This window comes from Geminicoccus roseus DSM 18922, from assembly GCF_000427665.1.
GTDB classification, from domain to species: domain Bacteria; phylum Pseudomonadota; class Alphaproteobacteria; order Geminicoccales; family Geminicoccaceae; genus Geminicoccus; species Geminicoccus roseus.
In genome coordinates this window covers 4,898,164-4,918,599 of the sequence record NZ_KE386572.1, presented here as the reverse complement: position 1 = coordinate 4,918,599, position 20,436 = coordinate 4,898,164, and the positions used below count along the sequence as shown (strand labels likewise).

Annotated in this window: 20 protein-coding genes; 7 read left to right on the top strand and 13 right to left on the bottom strand. The window is 69.4% G+C overall.

Annotated features, from left to right (window positions below; genetic code table 11):
• Window positions 1-61: 61 nt before the first annotated feature.
• Window positions 62-1,252, top strand: a complete 1,191-nt coding sequence (locus GEMRO_RS0124205; protein WP_027136080.1) for an SAM-dependent methyltransferase — start codon at window positions 62-64, stop codon at window positions 1,250-1,252.
• A gap of 6 nt (window positions 1,253-1,258) precedes the next feature.
• Here GEMRO_RS0124205 and GEMRO_RS31575 read toward each other — a convergent pair whose 3' ends face one another.
• On the bottom strand, window positions 1,259-1,996 hold the full coding sequence (locus tag GEMRO_RS31575; RefSeq protein ID WP_051329429.1) for a type 1 glutamine amidotransferase: 738 nt from the start codon (window positions 1,994-1,996) through the stop codon (window positions 1,259-1,261).
• A 76-nt stretch (window positions 1,997-2,072) separates the two neighbouring features.
• Here GEMRO_RS31575 and GEMRO_RS0124195 point away from each other — a divergent pair, with 76 nt between their 5' ends.
• The 5 genes from GEMRO_RS0124195 (at window position 2,073) to GEMRO_RS34460 (ending at window position 6,078) form a co-directional block, all read left to right on the top strand.
• Window positions 2,073-2,495 carry a SufE family protein gene (locus GEMRO_RS0124195; RefSeq protein WP_205625073.1) on the top strand — a complete coding sequence of 141 codons (423 nt, stop codon included), beginning with the start codon at window positions 2,073-2,075 and terminating at the stop codon, window positions 2,493-2,495.
• 90 nt (window positions 2,496-2,585) lie between these two features.
• Window positions 2,586-4,646, top strand: coding sequence for an alkaline phosphatase family protein (locus GEMRO_RS0124190; RefSeq protein ID WP_027136078.1), 2,061 nt, complete (start codon window positions 2,586-2,588; stop codon window positions 4,644-4,646).
• A gap of 250 nt (window positions 4,647-4,896) precedes the next feature.
• Window positions 4,897-5,307, top strand: a complete 411-nt coding sequence (locus tag GEMRO_RS34465; protein WP_157505727.1) for a hypothetical protein — start codon at window positions 4,897-4,899, stop codon at window positions 5,305-5,307.
• 116 nt (window positions 5,308-5,423) lie between these two features.
• Window positions 5,424-5,900, top strand: a complete 477-nt coding sequence (locus tag GEMRO_RS31570) for a methylated-DNA--[protein]-cysteine S-methyltransferase (RefSeq protein WP_240476761.1) — start codon at window positions 5,424-5,426, stop codon at window positions 5,898-5,900.
• 19 nt (window positions 5,901-5,919) lie between these two features.
• Window positions 5,920-6,078 (top strand): hypothetical protein, encoded by a 159-nt coding sequence (locus tag GEMRO_RS34460; RefSeq protein ID WP_157505726.1) that lies wholly within the window; start codon window positions 5,920-5,922, stop codon window positions 6,076-6,078.
• Window positions 6,079-6,089: 11 nt separating this feature from the next.
• Here the strand turns inward: GEMRO_RS34460 and GEMRO_RS33025 are convergent, their stop codons facing one another.
• The 7 genes from GEMRO_RS33025 to recD2 form a co-directional block, all read right to left on the bottom strand.
• On the bottom strand, window positions 6,090-8,084 hold the full coding sequence (locus GEMRO_RS33025) for a tetratricopeptide repeat protein (RefSeq protein WP_027136076.1): 1,995 nt from the start codon (window positions 8,082-8,084) through the stop codon (window positions 6,090-6,092).
• Window positions 8,081-8,332, bottom strand: a complete 252-nt coding sequence (locus tag GEMRO_RS0124165) for a hypothetical protein (protein ID WP_027136075.1) — start codon at window positions 8,330-8,332, stop codon at window positions 8,081-8,083. Before GEMRO_RS0124165 ends, GEMRO_RS33025 begins: the two co-directional genes overlap by 4 nt.
• Window positions 8,333-8,441: 109 nt before the next feature.
• Window positions 8,442-9,860: an alanine/glycine:cation symporter family protein gene (locus GEMRO_RS0124160; RefSeq protein WP_027136074.1), complete on the bottom strand. Its 1,419-nt coding sequence runs from the start codon at window positions 9,858-9,860 to the stop codon at window positions 8,442-8,444.
• Window positions 9,861-9,966: 106 nt separating this feature from the next.
• Window positions 9,967-10,503 (bottom strand): DUF421 domain-containing protein, encoded by a 537-nt coding sequence (locus GEMRO_RS0124155; RefSeq protein ID WP_027136073.1) that lies wholly within the window; start codon window positions 10,501-10,503, stop codon window positions 9,967-9,969.
• A 171-nt stretch (window positions 10,504-10,674) separates the two neighbouring features.
• On the bottom strand, window positions 10,675-11,982 hold the full coding sequence (locus GEMRO_RS31560) for a cation:proton antiporter (RefSeq protein ID WP_051329427.1): 1,308 nt from the start codon (window positions 11,980-11,982) through the stop codon (window positions 10,675-10,677).
• Window positions 11,983-12,116: 134 nt separating this feature from the next.
• The gene (locus tag GEMRO_RS31555) at window positions 12,117-12,908 is read right to left on the bottom strand and encodes an inositol monophosphatase family protein (RefSeq protein ID WP_051329426.1); all 792 of its coding nucleotides are present in this window, start codon (window positions 12,906-12,908) and stop codon (window positions 12,117-12,119) included.
• Window positions 12,905-15,106: an SF1B family DNA helicase RecD2 gene (recD2, locus tag GEMRO_RS0124140; protein WP_027136072.1), complete on the bottom strand. Its 2,202-nt coding sequence runs from the start codon at window positions 15,104-15,106 to the stop codon at window positions 12,905-12,907. Before recD2 ends, GEMRO_RS31555 begins: the two co-directional genes overlap by 4 nt.
• 92 nt (window positions 15,107-15,198) lie before the next feature.
• Between recD2 and ugpQ the strand changes: the two genes are divergently transcribed.
• Complete coding sequence (gene ugpQ, locus GEMRO_RS0124135) at window positions 15,199-15,990, top strand: glycerophosphodiester phosphodiesterase (RefSeq protein ID WP_084507521.1); 792 nt, start codon at window positions 15,199-15,201, stop codon at window positions 15,988-15,990.
• A gap of 44 nt (window positions 15,991-16,034) precedes the next feature.
• Here ugpQ and lexA read toward each other — a convergent pair whose 3' ends face one another.
• The 5 genes from lexA to trpD form a co-directional block, all read right to left on the bottom strand.
• A complete protein-coding gene (lexA, locus tag GEMRO_RS0124130) occupies window positions 16,035-16,736 on the bottom strand; it encodes a transcriptional repressor LexA (protein WP_027136070.1) in 702 nt (233 codons plus the stop codon).
• A gap of 171 nt (window positions 16,737-16,907) precedes the next feature.
• Window positions 16,908-18,134, bottom strand: a complete 1,227-nt coding sequence (locus tag GEMRO_RS0124125; RefSeq protein WP_027136069.1) for a molybdopterin molybdotransferase MoeA — start codon at window positions 18,132-18,134, stop codon at window positions 16,908-16,910.
• Entirely contained in the window at window positions 18,131-18,607 is a 477-nt protein-coding gene (gene moaC, locus GEMRO_RS0124120) for a cyclic pyranopterin monophosphate synthase MoaC (protein ID WP_027136068.1), read from the bottom strand. Before moaC ends, GEMRO_RS0124125 begins: the two co-directional genes overlap by 4 nt.
• Window positions 18,604-19,398 carry an indole-3-glycerol phosphate synthase TrpC gene (trpC, locus tag GEMRO_RS0124115; RefSeq protein ID WP_027136067.1) on the bottom strand — a complete coding sequence of 265 codons (795 nt, stop codon included), beginning with the start codon at window positions 19,396-19,398 and terminating at the stop codon, window positions 18,604-18,606. The genes moaC and trpC overlap by 4 nt, the downstream gene beginning before the upstream one ends.
• Window positions 19,395-20,435 (bottom strand): anthranilate phosphoribosyltransferase, encoded by a 1,041-nt coding sequence (gene trpD, locus GEMRO_RS0124110; RefSeq protein ID WP_027136066.1) that lies wholly within the window; start codon window positions 20,433-20,435, stop codon window positions 19,395-19,397. The genes trpC and trpD overlap by 4 nt, the downstream gene beginning before the upstream one ends.
• Window position 20,436 lies beyond the last annotated feature (1 nt).

Below are 20,436 nucleotides of genomic sequence, written 5' to 3'. Positions count from 1 at the left end.
CAAGACGGAGGGGAAGCTTAGAAAAATAACACGTGAATGCACGTGAAGTCGGGGGATGACCATGGGCGTCAGTGAGGCTGGGGCGACCAGCATCTTTGCGGTGCTGTTGGGGATGGCGCGGCAGTTGCGCGTGGGGCAGCTGACCATCGTGCTGCCGGACGGTTCCCGACATGACTATCGGGGCACCGAATCCGGACCCTCCGGCGTCCTGGTCCTGAACCGGCCGCGGGTGGTGCGGCGCTTTCTGACCGGCGGCGCCAACGGCTTTGCCGACTCCTACCTGGACGGCGATTGGGACAGCCCGGACCTGGCCAGGCTGCTGCAGGTCCTGGCCATGAACGAGCAGTCGTTCGCCGACCACTATTACGGCAAGCCCTGGGTGCGGGCGATCGCCCGGATCGCCCACCTGCTGCGGCCGAACACCCGCCGCGGCAGCAAGAAGAACATCCACGCCCATTATGACCTGGGCAACCAGTTCTACCAGCGCTGGCTGGACCCCTCGATGACCTATTCCTCGGCGGTCTACGAGCGGCCGGACGCGACGCTGGAGGAAGCGCAGCTCGCCAAGCTGCGCCGGCTGGCGACGATGACGGGCGTTCGGCCCGACGCGCATGTCCTGGAGATCGGCTGCGGCTGGGGCAGCTTTGCCGAACTCGCCGCCAAGGAGTTCGGCGCCAAGGTCACCGGGCTCACCATCAGCGACGCCCAGGCGGAGTTCGCCCGCAAGCGCATCTTCGAGGCGGGGCTGGCCGAGCGGGTCAAGATCGAGATCCGCGACTATCGCGACGTGGAGGGGCGCTTCGACGCGGTGACCTCGATCGAGATGTTCGAGGCGGTGGGCGAGCGGTTCTGGCCGGGCTACTTCGCCAAGCTGCGCGACGTCCTGGTCGAAGGCGGCCGCGCCGCCCTGCAGATCATCACCATCGACGAGCGCAACTGGGAGAACTACCGGACCAGCGCGGACTTCATCCAGCGCTACGTCTTCCCGGGCGGAATGCTGCCGACCAAGTCGGCCCTGGACCGGCTGGCCACCAGCAGCGGCCTGCGGCGCACCGCCATGAGCGGGCACGGCATCGCCTATGCGGACACTCTCGCGGAATGGAACCGGCGCTTCCAGAAGGCCTGGCCGGACCTGGTCCCGATGGGATTCGACACAAGGTTCAAGCGGATCTGGGAGTTTTACCTGGCCTATTGCGAGGCGGGCTTCCGCACCGACAACATCGACGTCGTCCAGGTCGCCTACGCCCGCTGACGCCGGTCAGCCGGCGCCGTCGTTCCGGCGCCGGGCGGCATTGCGCAGGACCAGCGCCGCGAACCCGCGGGCGATCGCCCGGCCGCCCTGGTCCGCCTCGGGCAGATGGCGGTCGGTCGCGGCGCGCAGCAGTTCCGGGGCTCGCTCGTCCCCGGTCATCTGCAGGCGGAGCAGCCCCCAGGCCACCAGGATCGGTGCGGTGACCTCGATATGGGCCTGGAAGCCGTAGGTGGCGTTGCCGGCGCGCCAGATCTGGTTGGTGCAGGTCTGGCCCCGCATCAGCAACGTGGCATCCGGCGGCAGGTCGAAGGTGTCGTCGTGCCACTGCATGAAGGCAGTGCCGGGCCGGACCTGGCTGAGCAGCGGGTCGGCCTGGGCGGCCTCGGTCGGGTGGAGGGGCACGAAGCCATACTCGGGCGCAGCGCCGATCCGCGGGATCCCGCCCCAGGCGCGGGCCAGGATCTGAGCGCCCAGGCAGATCCCCATGACCGGCCGGTGCTCCGCATCCATCCGCCGGGCTAGCGCCCGGAGCGGGGGGAAGTAGGGACAGGCGTCGTCGGCCAGGGCGTTCATGGTGCCGCCCAGAATCAGGAGCCCATCATGGCCAGCCGCCCCGGCTGGCAGCTCCAGGCGCTCGTCCCCGAGAAGAACCGTCGATTCGATACCCAATCGTTCGGTCTCTTCCTGGACGAGGCCCGCCGGGCTCTCCAAATTGTTCTGGACGATGAGGATTCGGGCGGGCATCGGGCAGGTCCCAGTTGGTCCGCCTTCGGAGATGCCGGCTACGAGGCGGCACGGGAAGAGGAGTTTTGCAGCCATCGTGACGAGTTATGCCGAGCGTGCGCAGGAACTGCGCGACGAATTCGCCCTGTTCGACGACTGGCGCGACAAGCTCGAGAACATCATGGACATGGGCAAGTCGCTGCCGCCGATGGACGAGGCGCTGAAGACGGACGCGTCCCGGGTCCGGGGCTGCCAGAGCCAAGTCTGGATGGTCGGCCTGAACGAGGAGGGGCGCGTCCACCTGCTCGCCGAGAGCGACGCCATCCTGGTCAAGGGCCTGATCGCGCTGCTGCTGCGGCTCTACGACCGGCTGCCGCCTGCCGAGATCCTGGCGAACCCGCCCGAGGTGCTCAAAGAGATCGGCCTGGAGCGCTACCTGACGCCGTCCCGCTCCAACGGGCTGTACTCGATGATCGGCCGGATCCAGCACATCGCGGAGACCCAGGCCGCCCAGGTCTAGCCCGCAGCGCCCAGAGCAACTTCTGATTGAGGTGGTCGGTAGCAGCTCCTACCGTCGGCCGGATCGACGGTTGGCTGGCAGTCCGCTTCCATGATGATCCTGTGCCATCTCGCGAGTGCCGCGACCCTGGCGTTCGCCCTGTTCCTGCTCCCGGCCCTCGCGGTCCAGGCACCCAATGCCCAGGCGTTCGCCGCCTCGTCCTGGTCGGTCCTGCTGCCGTTCGCCGGCCTGTTCCTCCTGGCCTTCCTGCTCCTGGGAGGGATTGGCCTGGTGAGCCGGTGGTCGCGGCGCCTGCTGGTCGCTTATCTCGTCGTCGCGGTCATGGCGCTGCTGTGCGGCCAGATCTTCGGCCAGACCGAGGGCGTGGTGCTGGACGGGGCTGCCCACGACCTGGACGTGCCGGCGCTGCGGGCCGGGCTGGAGCTGGCGGCCCTGGCGGTCGTGGCCCTGGCCGGAGCGCTGGCATGGCGGCGCATCGCGTCCCATGCCGGGACGACGGTGCTGGTGGTGGCGGGCTGGGCATTGGCCTCGGGCCTCGTTTCCGCCAGCAGCCATGGCGGCGGGGCCGACCAGGGGGAGGCGGAGGCGGCACTGGACCTGGGTGCCCTTTCCAGCAGGTTCAACGTCATCCATGTGATGTTCGATTCGCTGCGCTCGGATGTGCTGGCCGAGATCCTGGAGGGCAATCCCGAACTCGCCGCAGGCCTGCAAGGCTTCACGATCTATCCCGAGCACGCCGGCTACTCGAACTGGACCACGATCTCGCTGGGGGCGATCCTCGCTGATCGCCTGTATTTCGAGGAACCTGTCGGCGACGAGCCGGCGAACGACCTGTTCGGCCGGTGGATTGGCCGGGAAAGCCTGCCGGCACGGCTCCAGGCCGATGGTTTCCAGGTTGCGGCGATGCCGCCTGGCCGGATCTTCTGCGAAACGGCGTCGTTTCCCTGCGCCGTGCTCGACGTCGCGGCGGCCGGGGCGGGCGTCGAGGTCGACCAGTCCGATCCGGGGGCGACCCTGCAGGCGGAGCGCATCCTGCTGGCCAACCTCGCACTGCTGCGGCTCGCCCCCGCATTCCTGAAGCCCGCCGTCTACGACCGGGGCGGCTTCCTGATCCCGGACCAGGAAGCAGGCGCCTCGCTCACCCCCATCCAGCGCGACATCGTCCTCTCCCGCGACATGGTGCGCCACGTCGCCCGGTCGCTGGCGGTTCGGACCGAGCAGCCGGTCTACAAGTTCCTGCATTTCTACCCGCCCCACCGGCCGTTCATGCTCGATGCCGCCTGTGCGCGGCAGGAGGAGGTGCTGGAGAGCTGGGAGAACTACCGGGCCCAGGCGACCTGCGCGGTCCGGCTGTTCGCCGACCTGGTCACCCGCCTGAAGGAACTCGACGCCTTCGACCACAGCCTGATCGTGCTGCAGTCCGACACCGGGCTGAACACGCGCAGAAGCGGAAAGGGGGGGGGCCAGCCCGTCACCACCACCGAGAGCTACGACCAGGCGGAACTGCTGGGCTACGCCCGCCCGGCGCTGGCGATCAAGCCGATCGGCGGAACCAGTGCGCTTGCCGTCTCGGCGGAGCGCACCCATCACCGCGACACCTTCCGCCTCCTGGCCGAGGCGTCCCGCGGCAGCGACGGCCGCATGCAGCTGGACCTGGAGCCGCGCCTCTATCCGGCCGACGGTCCCCGGCCGTTCGTGGTGAGCGGCCCCGTGCGTCCGCACACCCGGCGTCTTGCTCCCTATGACCGGTTCGCCGTGGACGGGCCGGTGGCGGACTGGGCGAGCTGGCGGTTCGAGGGCAGCTTCGAGGCTCCCGGCACGCCGCTCAGGGCGCCGGAGCCGATCCGGGCGGTGCGCCTCTCGGCGCCAGGTTCGGACCGGGTGGCGCCCGGCCAGGAGATCCAGCTCACCGCCCTGGTGGAAGGCGGCAGCGACCAGGTCGTCCTGACGTTCCTGCGCCGCACGGCGGACGGCAGGCTCGACGTGATCGCGCCCTGGGGCTTCGCGCGGTCGATCAACTGGGTGGTGGAAGACGGCAACCGCGACGCCTGCCGCCTCGAACTGCTGGCGGTGGCCCGCAACGAGCTGGATCCGGAGGACAAGCGCAGGCTGGGCGAGCTTTCAATCCCACTAAGCCGCCCCGGCTGCTGACCGATCTAAGGCTTCGGCGCCTATTCTGCTGCAATGTTGCGACGCTGGTCCGCCGTGTCAGGATCCGGAACCCCGGACGGTAATGAACGGCCGCAGCCTCGGCATTCAACCCCTTGGAGACCGGAGCCGGCGGATCTCTTCGCAGAGGCGACCAGGATATGATGGGGATAACCCAATAGATCATCTTGATAATTACCGGAAATAGGTACCATATCAGGCAGATATTCTCTTCGAGGCACGAGGGGTTCTGATGGGCACCGCCGTTGGAGTTTCGTGGTATCGGCGAGAACATTACGACGAACTTCGTCGAATTTTCGCCGATGGACGACAGCTCCCTGAGACGTTCGACCAATGGCTGCGCGCCGCAACGGAAGGACTGATCCGGATCGAGCAGATGGGCGGGATCCCGGTCAAGGCGCCGCTCGACCTGTTCGACTTTCCCAAATGGTGCGCTGCGCGCCATCTCGAATGCGATTTCCGGGCTCGGCAGATGTTCGTGGCGGAATTCGTGCGCGACCATGCCGGAGAAGGACGGCAGGATGGGGCGGACCATGCGTCGGCGTCCGAGCCGCGCTACGAGGCGGCCTCGCCCTCGGAGGCTGGCCCTTCCCGGGGAGGACGCAAGAGCCCGTCCCAGCGTTCCCGCCGCCTGCGCTCCTGAGCATCCCGCGGTTCTGCCGGCCCATCCGATGTCGGATCCTCATCCCCCGGCCTAGCTTCTCGACAGCGGCGTAGCGGGCTGCCAGCTTCCGCGCCACTCTGGACGAGGAGGGGCACATGGAGATGGCGACGGTGGCGACACCCATCGGCCGGGTACGGCTGATCGGTGACGGCGACGTGCTGGTCGGGCTCTATACCGGCGAGGAGCAGGGCATCGAGGCCGGGGAAGCCGACACGGCGCTGCTGCGCGAGGCCTGCCGGCAGGTCGAGGCCTTCTTCGCCGGCAGCCTCAGCGTGTTCGATCTACCGCTCCGGCTGGACGGCACCGAATTCCAGCGCCGGGTGTGGGCGGCGCTCCTGGAGATCCCGTTCGGCGCCACCATCTCCTACAAGCAGTTGGCGGAGCGGGTGGAGAGCCGCGCCGGCTTCCGTGCGGTGGGCGCCGCGAACGGCAGGAACCCGATCTCGATCATCGTTCCCTGCCATCGGGTGATCAACCATGACGGCAAGCTCGGCGGCTATGGCGGCGGCCTGCCGCGCAAGCGCTGGCTGCTCGACCACGAAGCCCGCTTTGCCGGCGGCCGCCTGATCTGACTTGCTGGGAACCGACGAGATGAGCACGCAGACGCGCAACCGCGCGATCATCCTGGCGATGGTGGCGGTCGCCATCGTGATCGGCCTGATCTGGCCGTTCGCGCTGGACAACACCAAGCGGATGAAGGACGCGGAAAAGGCGGCGCAGGAGGGGGCCGCCATGCCGGCCGACCGCTGAGCTTCCCTGGATCAGGGCGGCGCCTGAAACTCCAGCAGCAGCAGGTCGATCCTCGCAATCCGCTGCTCCATCCGCGTGGCCAGATGCGGCTGCACCGGGTCGTCCAGATACACCGCCCGGGCCGCCTCCAGCGATTCCCTGGCCTCGCCGAGGATGAGCGGGTCGCTGCTCCGCTCGCCCTGCGCCGTCAGGACGCTGCCCAGGTTGGCCCGGGCCATCGCCCAGTCCATGGGGCTGCGCTCGGGGGAATATTCACCGAGTGCTGCGCGAAAGGCGCTGGCGGCGTCCTTCAGCAGTTCCTGGTCATCCTCCGCTTCGCCGAGAATGGCCAGGGCGTTGCCGAGATTGTTCTGGCCCATCGCCCAGTCGAGCGGCGCCCGGTCCCGCCGGTACTCCAGGAGTGCCGCGCGGTAAGCCGCCACCGCTTCGTGGAGCAACCCGGTGCTGTCCAGGCGCAGACCCAGCGTCTGCAGCGCGGTGCCGAGATTGTTCTGGGTTGCCGCCCAGTCCAGCGGCACCCGCGTCCGGTCGCGTTCCAGAAGTGCCGCACGATAGGCTTCCACCGCCTGCTCCAGGCGTTCGGTGCCATCCTCCCGCTCGCCCAGCGCCGCCAGGATGTTGCCGAGGCTGTCCTGGGTCATCGCCCAGTCGAGCGGTACCCGATCCCGGGTGTACTCGGCCAGGGCGGCCTGGTGCGCGGCGGCCGCCTGTTCCAGCAGCCCGGTGTCGTCGTTCCATTCGCCCAGCAAGGCCAGCGCGTTGCCGAGATTGTTCTGCAGCGCAGCCCATTCGAGGGGAGCCTGTGCCCGGCTCCGCTCGGTCAGCGCCGCGCGATAGGCCTGCACCGCCTCCTCCAGCCGGGTGGTCGAGCCCTGCCACTGGCCGAGCGTCTTCAGGGCGTGCCCCAGATTGTTCTGGACCATTGCCCAGCCCGAAGGGGCGAGAATGCGGGTGAACTCCAGCAGCGCCGCACGGTAGGCGTCGATCGCTTCTTCCAGCCGTGAGGGCGATCCCTCGCGCCCGGCCAGAGTAGCGAGCACGTTGCCGAGATTATTCTGCGTCGCGGCCCAGTCCAGCGGCGCTGTCTCCCGGCCGTACTCCTCCTGGGCCAGCTGGTACGCGTCGATCGCTTCGATCAGATGCCGTGTCCCGGCCTCGCGCCGGCCAAGAGTCGCCAGGGCAACGCCCAGATTGTTCTGCACAGCTGCCCATCGCCAGGAAGCCTGCTCGCGGGGCGTCTCGGCAAGAAGATCGCGCCAGGCCGAGATTGCGGCCTCCAGCGATGCATTGCGCCCGAACTCCTCGCCATCCCGCCACAATGCGTCGGCCGATGCTGCCAGATAGTCAGTCCGCAACTCGGCATGGTCGGCCGGAAGCCGTTGCGCCGCATCGGCGAAGCGTCGCGCGGCATCCAGGTAGCGCAAGCGGATCATCGCCAGTCCGGCGCGCTCGGCGATGGCTTCGGCCGAGCGCAGCGCCTGCTGCCGGTAAGCCTGTTCCTCCAGGCGCTCGATCCCGGCCAGGGCCTCGTCGGCCCGGTCGAGATCGCCCTGATCCAGGGCCTGCCGCGCCTGCGCCTTCAGGGCCGTCAGTTCCGGCGGGTCGCCCGGTGCCGCCGCCAGCCGCGCGGCCTGGTCGCGCAGGCCGATCACGGCCTCGAGCAGGCGGGTGCCCAGCTCCTTCTCGGGCACGTCGACCTCGCCCAGGATCAGCAGCACGCTACGGACCTGCGCTGCCTGGGCGCCCAGAAGCTGGCCCAGTTCCGCGATGGTGGCGGCCTGGGCCGCGTTCTCGGCGCGTAAGGGATCGAGCTGCGCATCCACCAGGGCGCGCAGCGTCTCCGGAGGGGCTATCTGGTTGATGGTGCCGAGATTGTCCCGCCCGATCGCGATCCCGCCATCACCGGCCTGAGCCAGGCTGTCCTGGCCAGGGGCCGGGCCGGAGCCGGCCAAGCATTCGACCGCGAGCCAGGCGGCCAGCAGGAGGCGGACCTGGCGGCCGATCATTCCGCAGGCGGCGCCGGCGGTGGGGACACCGTGATCGTGCCGCTATTGTCCCGCCCGACCGCAACGCCTCCGGCCCCGGCTTCGGCCTGGCTGGTGCTGGGGGCGGGGCCGCCCGGCGGGCGGTCGGGGAACAGCCAGGTGACCAGGACCCACAGGCCGCCGGCTGCCACCACGACCCCGCCGCCCAGCCAGCTCAGGATCTCCCGGTTCTGCTTTCGCCGGAAAAACGACCAGTAGCGCCTGAACATGGATCGCTGCCTCCCACCATTCTCTCGATGCTGGTCAGTCGATCCATAGCAGATTTTTCCGGTCGGCGGGTCGTCCGGTCGCTCATGATCGCGGTTCGGCTCGGCACGATTACCGCCGCGACCAGATCTTCTGGTCGATCTGACCGGCAAGCTCCGGCATCTCGCTGGCCAGGAAGCGGGGAACCTGGCCGGCCTTGCGCTTGGCGACATAGTCCTTGGTCAGCCGCACCACGATCCCGGACAGGAGCACGATCGCGATCAGGTTGATGGTGGCCATCAGTCCCATGGAGGCATCGGCGGCGTTGAACACGGTGGCGACCGTCTCATAGGCTCCCCAGACCACCATCAGCAGCACGGCGATCCGCAGGACCGTCAAAGGCCCGCGATGGCCCAGGCCCAGGAAAGTCATGGCGTTTTCGGCATAGGCGTAATTGCCGATGATCGAGGTGAACGCGAAGAAGAAGATCGCGATGGCGATGAAGGTGCTGCCGAACGAGCCGATATGGTGGGTAACGGCCGCCTGGGTGAGCTGGGTGCCGGTCACCTCGGAGCCGGGGACGAGCGTGCCGGACAGGAGGATCAGCAGGGCGGTCGCGGTGCAGATCACCAGGGTGTCGATGAACACGCCCAGCGACTGAACCAGGCCCTGGCTGACCGGATGGTGCGGGTCGGGGGTGGCGACCGCGGCGATGTTGGGAGCGCTGCCCATGCCGGCCTCGTTGGAGAACAGGCCGCGGCGCACGCCGTTCATCAGCGCCGCCATCATCCCGCCGGTGACGCCACCCACGGCTTCCTCCAGGCCGAACGCGCTGCGCACGATCAGCCCGAGCATGGCCGGGATCTCAGTGATGTTGACGATCAGGGCGTAGAGGGCGACCAGGATATAGGCGACCGCCATGAACGGCACCAGGACCTCGGCGACCCGGGCGATGGTCCGGATGCCGCCGAAGATGATGATACCGGCCAGGGCTGCCAGGACGATGCCGGTGCCGATCTTCGGCAGGCCGAAGGCACCCTCGAACGAATCCGCGATCGAATTCGCCTGCACCGCGTTGAACACCAGGCCGAACGACAGGATCAGGCAGGCCGAGAAGATCACCCCGGCCCAGGGCGCGCCCAGGCCCTTGGCGATGTAGAAGGCCGGTCCGCCGCGATAGCGGCCCTCGTCGTCCCGGATCTTGTAGAGCTGCGCCAGCGTGCTCTCGGCAAACGCCGTGGCCATGCCGACCGCGGCCACCATCCACATCCAGAAGATGGCGCCTGGCCCGCCCAGGTAGAGCGCCACCGCCACGCCAGCCAGGTTGCCGGTGCCGACGCGCGAGGCCAGGCTGGTGCACAGCGCCTGGAACGGGGTGATGCCGGAGCTGTCGCCTTCCTTGGATCCCGTCACCGCGCGGATCATTTCGGGAAAGCAGCGGACCTGCACGAAGCCCAGGCGCAGCGTGAAGAAGACGCCGACCGCCAGGAGCCCGTAGACCAGGACATAGCCCCAGAAGATGTTGTTGAGGAAGTCTATGACCGCATCCATGGCGCTCCCCATTCGATTGCGCGAGCTGGCTGCCCGTCGCCACGGCCAGTCTGGCCGTGGTGGGAGCGGCAGGCTTGCGGTTCGCGCAACACTTGGCAAGCAGAAGCTAGGCCTGTTGCGGACCGCCGGCCCCGGTGGCGTCGACATCGGCGAGGGTTCCAACCGGCCGCTCGCCGCCATTCCCGTTGATCACGCTGAGTGTCCCGTCCGTTTCCAGCACGACGGCAACGACATCGCCGGGCTCAGCCGCTCCGTGGCCGCGCAGGGCAGACAGAACCTCCTGCCGCGTCACCCGCTGCTCCCGAAGGGCGCCTTCCAGGAAGCGGCCGCGATGCAGCAGCAGGGTCGGCTCCGACTTCACCAGGGCACTGAACCTGGAGGATCGCACCGAGAGCCATGCCACCAGGTACTGCAGGCTGATCAGGAGCACGAAGCCGAGCATGCCTTCCACCAGCGCCACCGACTTGGTGAGCAGGACCGAGGCCAGGGTCGAGCCCAGGGCCACGGTGACCACCAGGTCGAACGCATTGAGCTTGGCGAGCGTTCTCTTGCCGGAGATCCGCAGCACCAGGATCAGGCCGACATAGGCGATCGTGCCTACCACCAGGACCCGCAGGAGCCCATACCAGCTGTCGAAGAACATCGGTCAACCTTCTCAGGAGGAGCCAGCGAGCCGGCGACGCTGCCCGCCAAGCGAGCATGGGGGCCCCTTGGTCAGCTACGGAGCCGTCTGATCGACAAACGCCCGGGCTGGCGCAGGTTGCGCCCGGCGGAGCCAAAGAACCACCGTGCCGGTGCCGTAGGAGGAGGGTGGTCAGCCCTTGGGAGAGGCCCCGCTCGGATCACGGTGACGGTCCGGCGCGCCGCGTGGCGGGAGGGTCGGCCCGGTCTGGTGCTCACTGGTGACGCGCTCGACCGCGAAGCCGGCGGTAAGGCCGTGAACGATCGTGGAGGTCAGGATGGTGAACGCGATGACCGCCCAGAGCTGATACTCGTTGACCAGCTCGACATGGCTGCCGGCATAGGCGAGGTAGTAGACCGAACCGATCCCCCGCACGCCGTAGAAGGCGACGATGGCCCGCTCGCCGCTCCTGAACGGCGTCCCGGCCAGGGCGAGCCACCCCACCAGGGGCCGGACCACGAACACCAGGGCCAGGCCGATGACCGCATCGGTCCAGGTGAAATGCGGCCACAGGACCGGCAGCGCCGCCCCGAGTGCGATCAGGATGATCGCCGTGAGCGCATGCTCCAGCGATTCGGAAAAATCGTGCAGCCGGCGGTGGAACTGGTGCCGGGTCTCGGAGCGGCGCAGCGTGTAGCCGGCGACGAACGAAGCGATGAACCCGTAGCCTTCCGCAAGCTCGGTCAGGCCGTAGGCAAGGAACACCCCTGCCAGCGCCACCACGCCCGACCCGGTCCGGGACAGGGCGTTGTCGCGCGGCCACTCGAACAGGATCTTTCCCAGCAGCCAGCCTACTGCGGCTCCGCCCATGGCGCCCGCGGCAATCCGGTAAAGGAGGTCCCGTGCTAGCCACTCTCCCGTCAGGGTCAGGCTCAGCCCTCCCGCCGTGGCCACCGCGATGCCCAGATGTACGAAGGGGAACGCCAGGCCGTCGTTGAGCCCGGCCTCGGTCGTCAGGGTGTAGCGGACCGGATGCTCGCCGCCCTCATGGGGCGGGCCGACCTGGACGTCGCCGGCGAGGACGGGATCGGTCGGCGCCAGGATGGCGCCGAGAAGCAGGCCGCCCGCGAGCGTCATGCCGGCGATCGTCCAGCCAAGGAAAGCGATCGCGATGATGCAGAGGGGCATCGCGACCACCAGGAGCCTGACCGTCGGCATCCACTGCTCGCGGCCGGCCAGGCGGTCGATCCGCAGGCCGGTGCCGAACAGGCCCATGATCACGCAGAGTTCGCTGACGATCTCCCAGGGGACCGGCGATGCCACCGGCTCGATCGCCGCCGGCATCCCTGGAATCCAGGCGAAGGTCGCGAACCCGGCAAGAATCAGCAGGGCGGAGGTCGCCGGTTCGCGGCCGGACACGAAACGCGGCAGCCAGAAGGAGACGATAATGCCGACGCCCAGGGCGGCGAGCAGGACATGGTAGGAGTCGAGACCGTACAACCCGCAAGCCTTTCCGGGCGGTCACGGCAGAGAATCCTACCGCGCGCGTCCCGCAACCGGCCGCTCGTTGCTGCGGTTCCTCAAGAAGCTCCCGAGCCGTCGCTATGCCATCCCCCGGCGCCGCGGCCGGAACGTCAGCCGTCCAGGGTCAGTCCGGTGACCTCCTCGATCACGCTGCGGATGCCGGGCGCGCACGCGGCGGCGGGGCGCGGCTGGTCGTAGGGGTGGCCGTCCGCGGTGAAGTCGACGATGCAGCCGCCGGCTTCCTTGACCAGGAGCAGGCCGGGAACGACGTCCCAGGAATTGGTCAGCATCGAGACGGTGGCGTCGAAGCGGCCATCGGCGACATAGGCGAGCTTGAGCGCGGAGGAGCCCAGGCGGCGGTGGTCGATGCCTTTGCGGATCGCCGCTTCCAGCATGTTGGTGTAGACCGGCGGGTCGAGCTTGAAGTTGAACGACAGGGCCAGCAGGGCCTCGTCGGCGCGGCTGGTGTCGGCGCAGCGGATCGGCTTGCCGTTGCGGAAAGCGCCCTTGCCCGCCTCCGCGGTCCACAGCTCATCGCGGCAGGCGTCGTAGGTGAAGGACAAGGTGGGCCTCCCGTTCTCGACATAGGCCAGGAGGACGCCCCAATAGTCGATGCCGGCGAGATAGTTGGCGGTGCCGTCGATGGGATCGATGATCCACATCCGATCGGTGGAGCCGGCGGCGCCATGTTCCTCGCCGAGGAAGCCGTCCTCGGGGAACAGGGCGGAGATGTGGTCGCGGATGATGGTCTCGGTTTCGCGGTCGGCGCGCGAGACCAGGTCCTGGCGCCCCTTCTTCTCGATCACGAGCTCGTCGCGCCGTTTGAACAGGCCAAGCGCATGGGCACCGCCCTTGCGCACCGCTTCGATGCCGGCCTGCATGCGGCGCTCGTTCGAACTCATGACGGCAGGTGCTCCCTGGAGGCGAAGGTTTCATCGAGGCGGGCGATCAGGCCGGTCTGGCGGTGGCGGGAAACGCCACTTTCCACAGCCCGGCCGATGGCGTCCGGCTCGCCCAGAAGGACCACCAGCCGGCGCGCCCGCGTCACGGCGGTGTAAAGCAGATCGCGGCGCAACATGCGACCGTGCTCGCGGGACAACAGCACGATCACCGCCGGATACTCGGAGCCCTGCGCCTTGTGCACGGTGACGGCGTAGGCGGGGGACAGGGCTTCCAGCTCACCGCCCTCATAGGTCAGCAGGCGCTCGTCGAAGGCGGCCTGGAGGATGTTCTTGTTGGGATCCACCGCGACCACCCGGCCGATGTCGCCGTTGGAGACCTCGCGCTCGTAGTCGTTCTCGATCTGCATGACCCGGTCGCCCACCGCGAAGCGCTGGTCGCCCCGGGTGATCACGCCGACCGGCTCCGGGTTCAGCAGCGACTGCAAAAAGCGGTTCAGCTCGATCGTTCCGACGGCGCCCCGGTTGGTCGGCACCAGCACCTGGACATCCTCGACCGGATCCAGGTGGAACGCCTTGGGGATCCGGTCGGTCAGCAGCTGCTGAAGCTTGGTGCGGATGTCCTCCGGGTTGGCAGCACGGATCGCGTAGAAGTCGCCCAGCGCGTCGCCGCGGCTGGTTTCCGGCATCTGGCCGGTGACGATGCGGTGCGCATTGGCGACGATCCGGGATTCGGCCGCCTGCCGGAAGATCTCCACCAGGCGCACCACGGTCAGGTGCCCGGACTGGATCAGGTCGCCCAGCACCCGCCCGGCGCCCACCGAGGGCAATTGGTCGATGTCGCCCACCATCATCAGGGCGGCATGGTCGGGCAGGGCTTCCGCTAGGGCGGCCATCAGCTCGGTGTCGACCATGGACGCTTCGTCGATCACGAACAGGTCGCCTTCCAGCGGCCGCTCGGCGTCGCGGCGAAAGCCATGGCCCGGCTCTGCCTCGAGGAGGCGGTGGAGGGTCGAGGCGTCGTGGCCGGTGCTCTCGTGCATCCGCCTAGCTGCCCGGCCGGTGGGTGCCGCCAGCACGACCCGCCCGCCGGAACGCTCCACCGCGGCCAGGATCGCGCGGACGATGGTGGTCTTGCCGGTGCCGGGGCCGCCGGTCACCACCATGAGCCGGCTGGTCAGCGCGGTCTGCACCGCCAGGACCTGGGAGGGTGCGAGGTCGAGCTTCAGGTATTTCGCCGCGTTCTCGACCGCGGCCTCGGCATCGCCGGTCCGCCAGGAAGGCAGCCCCTCGGCCAGCGTCGCCAGGCGTTCGGCCACCACGCGCTCCGCATGGTCCAGCTCCCGCAGGCCCAGCAGGTCGTCCTGGTGGCGGACGACATGGCCGGCCTCGACCGCCCGCTCGATGCCCGCCTCGGCCAGCGCCTCATTGATGCCCAGGAGATCGATCAGCCGGCCGCGCAGGAAGGGCAGGCGGGCCTGGGTATCGCCATGGCTCTGGGCGATCTCCTCCAGGACGTGGCGGACCGCGGCGGCAATCCGGTCGGGATCCTCCTGCGGCCGGCCCAGCGCCAGGGCGAAGCGGTCGGCGGTAGCGAAGCCGATCCCGTTGACCTCGCGGGCGAGCGACCAGGGATCGGTGGTCAGGTGCGCCAGCGTGCGCGGGCCGAATGCCTTGAGGATGCGCGCGGCCTTGGCGCCGCCCAGGCCATGGCTGTTCAGGAACAAGAGCGCATCGCGCTCGCCGGCAAGCGAGCGCCAGGTCTCGGTGATCCGCTCGGCAAGGGTCGGGCCCACGCCCTCGACCGCGGCCAGCTCGTCCGGTCGCTGCTCGATCACCGAGGGGAGCCGGTCGCCGAACACCCGGACCAGGCGGTGCGCCAGCACCGGTCCCAGCCCCTTGATCCGTCCGGAGCCCAGGAAGGCGATCAGTCCCTCCCGGGTCGACGGGGCGGCGGCATGGACCACGCTCGCGCGAAAGCGCCGGCCCCAGCTCGGATCGTCCTCGAAAGCGCCCAGCGCCTTGATCTGGTCGCCCTCCTGCACCTCCAGCCCGGTGCCGACCAGCGTCAGCGGCTCGCCGGAATCGGACTTCAGGCGCAGCACGGTCCAGCCGCTGTCGGCGTTGCGGAACACCACGCGTTCAACGGTGCCGACCAGCTCGCGCTGCGGCCGGGCCTCGGCGGGTGTGGCCGGAATCATGCGCTGCCGGCCCTTGCGTGGTTGGCGGTTGCGCGTTTCATCGCGACCCAGCTAGTTAGCATCGTGGACGTTGGCGTGTGGGGAAATAGTAGATGACAGATGACAGGTGGCCGGTATGGAAGGCAGGTCGCACCGAAGTGCCGAGCCTGCCGCTGCCGTTCGTGGTGGGTCATCGAGGTTCTGCTGCGCATGCCCCGGAAAACACCCTGTCCTCCATCCGCAAGGCTGCGGAGCAGGGCTGCCGGATGGTCGAGTTCGACGTCAAGCTCACCCGTGACCGGGTGGCGTTCCTGATGCACGATTCCGCGCTTTCCCGGACCACCTCCGGGCGGGGCTGGGCGGCGCGGCGGGACTGGGCGGAGATCCAGGCGCTCGACGCCGGCAGTTGGTTCGGCCCGGAATGGGCCGGCGAGCATCCGCCGTCGCTGGAGGAGGTCGTGAAGCTGCTGGTCGAGCTCGACCTGGACGCCAACATCGAGATCAAGCCCTGTCCGGGCCGGGAGCTGGAGACCGCGGAGGTCGTGTGCGGCGAGCTGAAGCTGTACTGGCCCGAGGGCAAGGCGCCGCCGCTCCTCTCGTCGTTTGCCCGGCCGTCCCTGGAGGCCGCCAAGCGGGTGGCTCCCTACTTCCCGCGCGGCCTGCTGATCGAGCGGCTGCCGCGCGATTGGAAGCAGGCCATGGAGCGGCTGGAATGCACCAGCCTGCACATGAGCCAGAAATATGCCGAGCCGAACCGACTGGCCGAACTGCAGGCCGAGGCGGTGCCGGTGATGGTCTATACGGTGAACGAGCCGGCCCATGCCCTGGCGCTGAGGCAGGCCGGGGTCCAGGCGGTGTTCACCGACGCGCCCGACCGGATCCTGGCGGCGCTGGACGCCGCCTGAACCGGACCGGCGGACAGGCGGCGGGGGCGCCACGCGCTCAAGCCTCAGTAGCGGCGCATCAGCCCGACCAGACGGCCCTGCACCTTGACCTGGGCAGGGCCGAAGATCCGGGTCTCGTAGGTCGGATTGGCGGCCTCCAGGGCGATCGAGGCGCCGCGCTTGCGCAGCCGCTTCAGGGTGACCTCGCGGTCCTCGATCAAAGCCACCACGATCGTCCCGCTCTCGGCCGTGTCGCAGCGCTGGATCACCGCCAGGTCGCCGTCGGCGATCCCGGCATCGACCATCGAATCGCCCTTCACCTGCAGGACGTAATGCTCGCCGTCGCCCAGCATGAACTGCGGCACGTCGATGGTGGTGGTGGTGTCGGCCAGGGCCTCGATGGGCGTGCCCGCCGCGATCTTGCCGTAGAGCGGCAGGTCGAAGCCGGGCCGGCCCAGGGATGGCGGGTCCTGGCGGGCCGGAACCGGGTCCTCCTCGCGGCGGAAGCGGCCGCGCACCACGTTGACCGGCGCCTCGGCGGCCTCCTGCTCCTGCATCCGGTCGCGCACCAGCTCGATGGCGCGGGCCCGGTAGGCGAGGCGGCGCAGGAAGCCGCGTTCCTCCAGGCCGGAGACCAGCCGGTGGATGCCGGACTTCGACTTCAGCTTGAGCGCTTCGCGCATCTCGTCGAAGGACGGGTAGATCCCGTTCTTCTCGTGATAGTCCTGGATGAACAGCACGAGCTGTCGCTGGCGACCGGTGAGCACGGGCGAAGACCCCAGGTTCGAGCGGTCCGAAAAAAGAACGGAACCGGCACGAATGTTCTATGGACGTTCGCAAAACCCGTCAATCCTGACCCGGACATTTCAGGAACGCATTCACCTATGTGATCGAGCCATCACCGCGGCTCCCGCGCCAAGCAGGCGCGGGGAGGGGCTTCACAGCGGGAAGCGGTCCAGGTCGCCTAGGACTTCGGGCAGGAGGATCACCTCGACCAGCTCGCCCGGCGACGCAGGTGGAGCATGGGGCGGGCGGATCACCAACGCGTCGGCGCGGGCCAGGGTCGCGAACATCGAGCTGTCCTGCCGGCGGGTGACGCGCACGGCGGCGGCACCGTCGGGGAGCGTCTCCAGGCTGGCGCGCAGATAGTCCTGGCGGCGATCGTTCTGGCCGAGTTCGCCCGCCAGCGGCAGGCGTCGCACCGGCAGGGCAGGGTCCAGGCCCAGCATGGTACGCAGCGCCGCCCGCAGGAACAGGATCGCGCAGACTGCCGAGCTGACCGGGTTGCCGGGAAAGCCGATCATGGTGGTGCGGCCGAGACTGCCCACCATCAGGGGCTTTCCGGGACGCATCGCGATCTTCCAGAAGTCGAGCTTCATGCCGCAGGCGGTGGCGACCTCCTGCACCAGGTCATGCTCGCCCACCGAGGCGCCGCCACTGGTGAGCAGGATATCCACGTCGTCCAGCCCGGCGAAGGCAGCCGCCAGGGCTTCCCGGTCGTCCGGGACGATGCCGAGATCGACCGGCTGGCCGCCCCAGGCCTGCACCATGGCAGCGAGCGTGGTCGCGTTGCTGCTGACGATCTGAGCCGCGCCCGGGGTCTCGCCCGGGCGGACCAGCTCGTCGCCCGTTGACAGGATCGCCGCACGCGGCCGGCGCCGCACCGGCAGCCAGGCATGGCCGGTGGTGGCCGCCAGGCCCAGCTGCAGCGGCCCGAGGATGGCGCCGGCTTCCAGGGCCAGGGAGCCGGTCGTGAAATCCAGGCCCTGCCGGCGCACGAACGTGCCGGGGGCCACGGCCTCGGCGAAGGTGATGCGGTCGCCCTCGGCGGTGGCATCCTCCTGCAGGGCGACGGCATCGGCCCCGGCCGGCAGCGGCGCGCCGGTAAAGATGCGCACCGTCGTCCCCGGCGCCACCTCGCCGTCGAAGCCGTGGCCCGCCACCGAGCGGCCGATCAGGCGCAGCGCCGCGCCCGGAGCAGCGAGATCGGCACCCCGCACGGCATAGCCGTCCATGGCCGAGACCGCGCAAGGCGGCTGGTCGCGCCGGGCGATCAGGTCCTGGGCCAGGACCCGGCCACGCGCATCGTCCAGCGCCACCCATTCCGTTCCCTTGCGGGCCAGACCGGCGAGCAGGCGGGCGCGAGCCTCCTCGACCGGGATCACGAGGCCTGCCAGGCGCCGGAGCGGCCGCCTTCCTTCTCGATCAGCCGGATCTGCTCGATCCGCATGCCGCGATCGATCGCCTTGCACATGTCGTAGACGGTCAGCGCCGCCACCGAGACCGCCGTGAGCGCTTCCATCTCGACCCCGGTGCGGCCGGTCACCTTGCAGACCGCCTGGATCAGGACGGCCGAGGCCACTTCGTCCAGGCGCAGCTCGACCTTGACCGAGGAAAGCGGCAGCGGATGGCAGAGCGGGATGAGGTCGGCGGTACGCTTCGCACCCATGATGCCGGCCAGCTGGGCCACCGCCAGCACGTCGCCCTTCTTGAAGCCGCGCTCGGCGATCCGCGCCAGCGTGGCGGCCGCCATGACGACCCGGCCCTCGGCCACGGCGCGGCGCTCGGTGACGTCCTTGCCGGTGACGTCGACCATCACCGCGTTGCCGGTCTCGTCGAAATGGGTGAGGTCGCTCATGACAGGCCCAGGAGATTCCGGGTGGCGGCGGTGACGTCCGCCTCCCGCATCAGCGATTCGCCGACCAGGTAGGCGCTGGCTCCCGCCGCTTGCATCCGGATCAGGTCGGCATGGCCGTACATCCCGCTCTCGGCAACCAGGAACCGCCCCTCCGGCACCAGCGGCGCCAGGCGCTCGAAATTGGCGAGATCGACCTTCAGGCTCTTCAGGTTGCGGTTGTTGACGCCCAGCAGGCAGCGCTCGTCCAGCCGCAGCGCACGCTCCATCTCGGCCTCGTCATGGACCTCCACCAGCACGTCCATGCGAAGTTCCATGGCCGCGGCAGCGAGCTCGGCCGCCTGGGCGTCGTCCAGGCAGGCCATGATCACCAGCACGCAGTCCGCGCCCAGAAAGCGGCTCTCCGCGATCTGCCAGGGATCGACCATGAAGTCCTTGCGCAGGGCCGGCAGGCCGGAACTACCGCGCGCTTCGGCCAGGAACCCGTCGGCGCCCTGGAAATAGGGGGCGTCGGTCAGTACCGACAGGCAGGTGGCGCCGCCGTCCCGATAGGCGAGCGCCAGGCTGGCGGGATCGAAGTCGGCCCGGATCAGGCCCTTGCTGGGCGAGGCCTTCTTGATCTCGGCGATCAGCGCATGGCGGCCGATGGCCTTTGCCTTCGCCAGGGCAGCTGCGAAGCCGCGTGGCGGCTCGGCGGGAAGGCCGGCGAGAAGGGCTGCCAGGGAATGCTCTCGCTTGCGCCGGGCGACGTGCTCGCGCTTGACCGCGCAGATCTCGGCCAGGACGTCGGTCATGGCTGGCCCTGCGTGATCGCGGTCATCCGCTCGAGCGCCTTGGCAGCGGCACCACTGTCGATGGCCTCGGTCGCCCGGGCAGCGCCCTCGCGCAGATCCGCGACCCGCTCGGCCACCAGCAGCACGGCGGCGGTCCCGAACACGACCGCATCGCGCAGCCGGCTGGGCTCGCCCTGCAGCATCGCCCGGATCGCCGCCGCATTGAACGCCGCGTCGCCGCCCTTCAGGTCGCCTGAGCGCGCCCGCTCGATGCCGGCGTCCTCCGGGGTCACCTCGAAGGTGGTGACCCGGCCGTCCTTCACCTCGGCCACCAGCGAGGGGGCGGTGGTGGTCAGCTCGTCCATGCCGTCGCGGCCATGGACCACCCAGGCGCGCTCGGCGCCCAGCTGCAGGAAGGCCTGGGCGATCGGCTCGACCCAGGCGGCCGCGGCCACGCCCACCACCTGGCGCTTCACCCTGGCCGGGTTGGCCAGCGGGCCCAGGAAGTTGAAGATGGTGCGCACGCCCAGATCGGCGCGGATCGGCGCCACGTGGCGCATCGCCGGATGGTGGTTGGGCGCCATCATGAAGCCGACCCCGGCCTCGGCGATGGCCCGCTCGACCAGCCCCGTCCCGCAATCCAGCTTCACGCCGAGAGCGGCCAGCACGTCGGAGGAGCCGGAGCGGGAGGTGGCTGCGCGGTTGCCGTGCTTGGCGACCGGCAGGCCGGCACCGGCCGCGACCAGCGCCACGGCGGTCGAGATGTTGTGGGTGCCGGAATGGTCGCCGCCGGTGCCGCAGGTGTCGACGGCTCCTTCCGGCGCCTCGATCGTGATCATCCGTGCCCGCATCGCGCGCGCCGCCGCCACGATCTCGTCGACCGTCTCGCCGCGCACGCGCAGCCCCATCAGGAACGCGCCGATCTGGGCGGGCGTGGCAGCGCCGTCCATGATCACCGAAAACGCCTCGTGGGCTTCCGCCCCGGACAAGGGGCCCCGCTCCGCCAGCTTCATGAGGGCCGGCTTCAGGCCGTTGCCGCCCGCGGGCGGATTGGACATG